Source organism: Actinoplanes sp. GCM10030250 (assembly GCF_042666575.1).
Lineage (GTDB): Bacteria > Actinomycetota > Actinomycetes > Mycobacteriales > Micromonosporaceae > Actinoplanes.
In genome coordinates, this window is record NZ_JBHTDO010000058.1 from 35,753 (window position 1) to 42,350 (window position 6,598).

Here is a 6,598-nt window from a genome sequence, read left to right on the forward strand (position 1 = left end):
GATCGGGGGGTGGTGGAGGCTCATCATGCCGGGCGCTGTGTCGCGGTGGTCGCCAGCTCGGTGAGGGCGGCCCGCGCGTCCGGGCGGATCGGGGCGTCGGCCAGGGCGGCGACGCCTTCGTCGACCCGGGCCCGGATCATCTCCTCGACCCGGGCCGGCGCACCCGTCTCGGCGATGAGCCGGGCGCGCCGGGCGTAGGGGTTCAGCTCGCCGGAGCCCTCGGCGGGGTTGACGGCTCCGGCGAGGCCTGTGGTGGCGCCATCCTCAGACGAAATCGACGCAACTGATGCAACCGACGCGCCCGGCGCAATCGGCGCCGCCAGCTCCGCGAGCTGCGCCTCGCTCGCCATCTGCTGCGCCAGCATCATCAAGGTCGTCGGCTTCCCGGTACGCAGGTCGTCCGCCGCCGGCTTCCCGGTCACCGCCGGGTCCCCGTAGACCCCGAGCAGGTCGTCGCGCAGCTGGAAGGCCTCGCCGACCGCCAGCCCGTACGTCCGGAACGCCTCCTCCAGCCGGGAGTCGCCGCCGGCCAGGGCGAGCCCGAACCCGAGCGGCCACTGCACCGTGTAGCTGGCGGTCTTGTGCCGGGCCACGAGCAGCGCCCGCTCCACCGACCAGGACCGCGGGTCGGTCTCGCCGAGCACGTCGAGATATTGCCCGGCGATCGCCTCGATCCGCATCCGGTCGTAGCGGCCGCGGACCTCGAGCAGGACCGACGGCGACAGCGGGGTGCGTGCCAGCAGCTGGTCGGCCCAGACCAGGCAGAGGTCGCCGACCAGGATCGCCGCCGAGTCACCGAACCGGGTGCCGTGATGGGCGGCGAAGAGCCGGTGTGCGGTGGGCCGGCCGCGCCGGGTGGCGGAGCCGTCCATCAGGTCGTCGTGCACCAGCGCGAACGTGTGCATGAGTTCGAGCGCGCCGAGAGCGGGTAGAACCTGTTCGACCGGCTCGGCGGAGCCGGCGACACCGCGCCAGCCCCAGTAGGCGAAGGTCGGCCGGATCCGCTTGCCACCGGCCATGACCAGGTCGCGTGCGGTGCGCGCGAAGCCACCGAGGGCGGGGTCGACGGCGTCGAGGGCGGCGATCTGACAGGCGAGGAAGTCGGCCAGCGTCCCCTCGACAGCGCCGATCAGGGCTCGCTGCGAGACCAGCTGGCGGGGGATCGTTTCAACACGATTTCCCTCGAGGGTGTGATTGGCCACGCTGAGTACCGTACCCTAACTTCTTGAAGTTGCGTCGATTCGTGCGTCGATTTCATCGGCATCGATTTATCGGAGGCCCGGGATGGATACCGATCTAGCAGCCGCTTATGCGCGCTGCCGTGAACTACATCGAGAGCACGGGCGGACGTACTACCTCGCGACCCGGTTGCTACCGGCATGGAAGCGACGACATGTGCACGCTCTCTATGGATTCACCCGATATGCGGACGAGATTGTCGATCGCACCGAGTCTCGGCCCGCCGCGGAGCGCGCCGCGCTGCTGACCGCGTGGTCCGAGCAGTTCCTCGCCGGCCTGCGGGGCGAGCCCACCGACGACGAACTGCTGCCCGCGGTGCTGCACACCATCGCGGTCTTCGACCTCGACCTCGAGGACTTCGAGAAGTTCCTGCGCAGCATGGCGATGGACATCACGGTCACCAGCTACCGCACCTACGACGACCTCCTGGACTACATGGAGGGCTCGGCCGCGGTGATCGGCACGATGATGCTGCCCATCCTCGGCACCTCCGACCGGGCCGCGGCCCGCGAGCCGGCCCGTCAGCTCGGCTTCGCCTTCCAGCTGACCAACTTCATCCGCGACGTCGCCGAGGATCTGGAGCGCGGCCGCGTCTACCTGCCCCAGGAGCACCTCGACGAGCACGGTGTCACGGCGGAGATGCTGCGGGCGCGCGTCGCCACGCCCGAGGTGAAAGCGCTGATCAGAGCCGAGACGGACCGGGCCCGCGAGCACTACACGGCCGCCGCTCCCGGCATCCCGCTGCTGGAGCCCGCCTCGCAGGCGTGCATGCGCACCGCATATCAGCTCTACGGCGGCATCCTGGCCGAGATCGAGGCGGCCGACTACGACGTCTTCGCCCGCCGGGCCACCGTGCCGAACCGCCGCCGCGCCGCCGTCGCCGTGCGCAGCCTGCTCACCCGGCCGGGCACACCGATCGAACTGGCGGCCTGATGCGCACCTCGGTGGTCCTGCTCACCCGTGACCTCCGGGTGCACGACAACCCGGCGCTCGCGGCCGCCTGCACCGCCGACCGGGTCGTCCCGCTCTACGTGCTCGATCCGAAACTGGCGAACCTCTCCCCGAACCGGTCGCGCTTCCTGCACCAGAGCCTCGCCGACCTCCGTGGTGAGCTGCGCGGCCGCGGCGGCGATCTGGTGGTGCGCACCGGTGACCCGGTGGCCGAGGCGATCCGGGTGGCGCGGGAGACGGGCGCGGAGACGATCGGTGCCGCCGCGGACGTCAGTGGATACGCCCGCCGGCGCGAGGGCCGCCTGCGGGACGAGTGTGAGCAGCACCGGATCGGGTTCGGCCTCTTCCCGGGCGTGACGGTGGTCGAGCCCGGGACTGTGCGACCGGGTGGGGGCGGCGAGTCGTACCGCGTCTTCTCGCCCTATCACCGGGCCTGGGCGGCGGCGACCTGGCGGCAGCAGGCAGCCACCCCGGAGAGGATCACCCTGCCGGACGGCATCGAGCCCGGGCAGCTGCCGGCCATTCCCGACGGGGAGTCACCGCACGCCGCCGAGGGGGGCGAAAGCATCGGCAAGCGCCGGCTGGCTGCCTGGTTGCGGCAGATTCAGGGGTACGAGGACGCGCACAACGACATGCCCGGCGACGGAACGAGCAGGCTCAGCCCGTACCTCAGATGGGGTTGTCTCTCGCCCTTGACCGTCGCCGAAGCAGCCAAGTCTCAGGACGCCGGCGCCTTCGTCCGGCAACTCTGCTGGCGCGACTTCTACTACCAGGTGACGAACGTCTTCCCGAAGCTGTCGACCGAGGCCTACCGATCGTCGGGCGACCGGGACTGGCGTTACGACTACGACGCGCTCGAGCACTGGCAGGACGGACTCACCGGGGTGCCGGTCGTCGACGCCGGCATGCGGCAACTGCGCGCCGAGGGGTGGATGCACAACCGGGCCCGGCTGATCACCGCCGCGTTCCTCACCAAACACCTCGGTGTGGACTGGCGGCTCGGCGTGAAGTGGTTCTTCCGCTGGCTGCTCGACGGCGACGTGCCGAACAACTCCGGCAACTGGCAGTGGGTGGCCGGCACCGGCAACGACACCCGGCCCTACCGCCGTTTCAACCCTATTAGGCAAGCGCTCCGCTTCGATCCCGAAGGCGTGTACGTTCGGCGCTACGTACCGGAATTGAAAGGCGTCGACGGTGCCGCCGTGCACCAGCCTTGGCGTCTGCCCGATCCGGTGCGCCGTGGCCTCGATTACCCCGCACCGCTGGAATCGCACCGGGACGAGGCGGTCTGGCTGCGGCCGTGAACTCCGCCCGGGCATGCCTCGTGCCCGGTCCGGACGGGGAGGGAGCGGGACCCGCCGGCGGTTGCGTCCGTCAAAACGTCAACCGGCGGGTTCCGCGTACCTCACGAAAGTGAGCCTTTGTCAACGTGGTGAGGGCCTCGGTGGCCGGGGCCGCACAACGGCCCGGCAGCTTCAGGCCCGATGCCAGGTTGAAAATTGCTCAGTGAAGGTGCGGTGGCGGCCATGAGGATGGAGGGGGCACCAGCCATGCCCCCGCCATCGCCCCCTCATGGCCGCCCTTCCTGGGTGTACCCGCTTACCGCACCGTCAGGAATCGTCCGCGGCGCACGCCACATGAGACTTTCTCGGCCGCGACTCAGTGGTTAGCTGAACCCCATGGGTGATACACGGCAAGTGGACGTGGTGGTCGTCGGCCTCGGTGTCGGCGGCGAGGAGGTCGCGGGCCGGCTGGCAGCGGCCGGATTGAACGTGGTCGGCATCGAGCACACCCTGGTCGGCGGCGAATGTCCGTACTGGGGCTGCATTCCCACCAAGATCATGGTCCGCGCGGGCAGTGCGCTCGCCGAGGCGCGGCGCATCCCCGGCTTGGCCGGCACCTCGACGGTGACCCCGGATTGGTCACCGGTCGCCAAACGCGTCCGGGACGAGGCAACCGACGACTGGAACGACAAGGTCGCCGTGGATCGCTTCACCAGCAAGGGCGGGACCTTCGTGCGTGGCCGGGCTGCGATCACCGGACCGGGCCGGGTGCGGGTGGGAGAGCAGGGGTACGAGGCAACGCGCGCGATCGTTCTCGGAACAGGCACCGTGGCCGTGATCCCGCCGATCGACGGTCTCGCCGGCACGCCGTACTGGACCAACCGCGACGCGGTCGAGGTGGCCACCCTGCCGGAGTCGCTGCTCGTGCTCGGCGGCGGGGCGATCGGCTGTGAGTTCGCGCAGGTCTTCGCCCGGTTCGGCGTCCAGGTGACGATCATCGAGGGCTCGGACCGGGTGCTCGCCATGGAGGAGCCGGAATCCTCCGAGGTCGCCGCGAAGGTGATGACCGCCGACGGCGTGCGGATCCACACCGGCGTCCGCGCCACGAACGTCACCCACGATGGCGGCTTCACCGTCACCCTCTCCGACGGCACCAGCCTCACCGGCGAGAAGCTGCTCGTCGCCACCGGCCGGGCCGCCCGCCTCCAGGACCTCGGCGTCGAGCACCTCGGTCTCGACCCGAAGGCGCGCTTCGTCACCACGGACGAGCGGATGCGCGCGGCGGACGGCGTGTGGGCGGTCGGTGACGTGACCGGAAACGGCAACTTCACCCACATGGCCATGTACGAGGCCGACATCGCGGTGCGCGACATCCTCGGCCAGGGCGGTCCCGGTGCCGACTACCGGGCCCGGCCGCGGGTCACCTTCCTCGACCCGGAGATCGGCGCCGTCGGACTCACCGAGCAGCAGGCCAGGGACGCCGGTCTGAACGTACGGGTGGGTCACGTGCCGCTGTCGTCCACGTCGCGGGGCTTCATCCACGGGCCCGGGAACGAGGGGTTCATCAAGGTGGTCGCCGATCAGGAACGCGGAGTGCTCGTGGGTGCCACCACTGCTGGTCCGGCCGGCGGGGAGATGATCGGTGCGCTGTCGGTCGCTGTGCACGCCGAGGTGCCGCTCGGCACTCTGCTCAGCACGATCTGGGCTTACCCGACGTTCCATCGCGGGATCGGGGACGCGCTCAAAGCCCTGGCCTGACCCTTCTGGGCTGACACCCCTGCTATCCGGTACGTGGAGCCTCGGTTCCGCGTACCGGAAAAGGGGTTGGGGTTTGGGGTGCACCTGGGTGGGAAACGCCCACCTATGTTGCGGCAGACAATCACACGTATCGAGCAGGCCGGTGCGCTCGACGGCGCCGGCGACAAAATTCAGGCGGCGGTCACCAGCGCGATCCGGCCGCGAACACTGCGCGACCTCCTACACGGCACCTGGATGGGGCACCCGCTCCACCCGGTCCTCGTGCAGGTGCCGGTCGGCGCCTTCATCTCCGCTGCGGTCCTCGATTTGATGCCCGAGCAGTTCGTGCCGGGTGCCAAGAAAGCCGCCACCGTGCTGATCGCTACCGGAGTCGCCGCGGTACCGCCGGCTGCGCTCGCCGGCTGGGTCGACTGGTCGGAGATGACCAAGGACCGGCGGCGGGTCGGACTCGTTCATGCCGCTACCAACCTGCTCGCGACCGGCCTCTACGCGAGCTCGCTGGTGGCACGGCTGTCGGGGCGGCACGCGCGGGGACGGGCGCTGGCCCTGGCCGGACTCTCGGTTGCCGGAGCTGGTGCCTATCTCGGGGGACATCTTTCGTACGCACAAGGCGGTGGCATCAGCCACGCGGCTCCGCAGGTGGCGCTGGTTCCTGAGGAGTGGACCGAGGTCGGCTCGCTGGCCAGCCTTCCGGAGGGCAAGCCCGCTGTGCGGAAGGCGGGGGATGTGCCGGTCCTGCTGTATCGGCAGGGGGATCGAGTCAGCGCCATGATCGAGCGGTGCTCGCACGAGGCCGGGCCCCTCGGTGAAGGGGACGTGGTCGGTACCGGTTCGGAGGCTTGTGTGGTGTGTCCCTGGCACGGGAGCACGTTCAGCCTGATCGACGGGCACGCCGTGCACGGGCCGGCCGCCAATGATCAGCCGGTCCTGCCGGTACGAGTCCGCGAGGGCTCGGTCGAGGTCCGCCGCCCATAGTCTGATGTTCCCCGCTGTTTCCCAGCGCTGAGCTGGGACGATGCGGAAGACTGGTACCCGGTTTGGAGTACCCGGAAATCAGCGGGTAATGTTTTGCGAGCCGGCAGGGAAACGGGCGAGCTCGCGGAGAGATCCGCAGCGGCCGTCCTGCCAAATCCTCGGAACCGAACCTACGGCCTCGCTGTGGGTGCGCGACGGGGATGTACTGGGCTAGATCGGCACCAACCGGGATCAACCGGTTGACACTGCCAGGAAGGCCAAGTAATGTAGAGCGAGTGCCCCGGCAAGACGGGCCGCGAACGCGGATCGTTTGAAGGTGTGTGGTTGTTCTTTGAGAACTCAACAGGGTGCTTGATAAGCCAGTGCCATTTATGGCAATACCCCGGCCTGTC

The 6,598-nt window shown here is 69.7% G+C and carries 5 protein-coding genes; 4 read left to right on the top strand and 1 reads right to left on the bottom strand.

Annotated elements, in window-relative coordinates:
* Positions 1–23: 23 nt before the first annotated feature.
* On the bottom strand, positions 24–1,202 hold the full coding sequence (locus tag ACFQV6_RS42120) for a polyprenyl synthetase family protein (protein ID WP_378033339.1): 1,179 nt from the start codon (positions 1,200–1,202) through the stop codon (positions 24–26).
* Between the two features lie 82 nt (positions 1,203–1,284).
* Between ACFQV6_RS42120 and ACFQV6_RS42125 the strand changes: the two genes are divergently transcribed.
* The 4 genes from ACFQV6_RS42125 (at position 1,285) to ACFQV6_RS42140 (ending at position 6,206) form a co-directional block, all read left to right on the top strand.
* Complete coding sequence (locus ACFQV6_RS42125) at positions 1,285–2,172, top strand: phytoene/squalene synthase family protein (protein WP_378033340.1); 888 nt, start codon at positions 1,285–1,287, stop codon at positions 2,170–2,172.
* Positions 2,172–3,494, top strand: coding sequence for a cryptochrome/photolyase family protein (locus ACFQV6_RS42130; RefSeq protein WP_378033341.1), 1,323 nt, complete (start codon positions 2,172–2,174; stop codon positions 3,492–3,494). The genes ACFQV6_RS42125 and ACFQV6_RS42130 overlap by 1 nt, the downstream gene beginning before the upstream one ends.
* A 375-nt stretch (positions 3,495–3,869) precedes the next feature.
* The gene (locus ACFQV6_RS42135) at positions 3,870–5,231 is read left to right on the top strand and encodes a dihydrolipoyl dehydrogenase family protein (protein ID WP_378033342.1); all 1,362 of its coding nucleotides are present in this window, start codon (positions 3,870–3,872) and stop codon (positions 5,229–5,231) included.
* A gap of 105 nt (positions 5,232–5,336) precedes the next feature.
* Positions 5,337–6,206, top strand: a complete 870-nt coding sequence (locus tag ACFQV6_RS42140) for a Rieske 2Fe-2S domain-containing protein (RefSeq protein ID WP_378033343.1) — start codon at positions 5,337–5,339, stop codon at positions 6,204–6,206.
* Positions 6,207–6,598 lie beyond the last annotated feature (392 nt).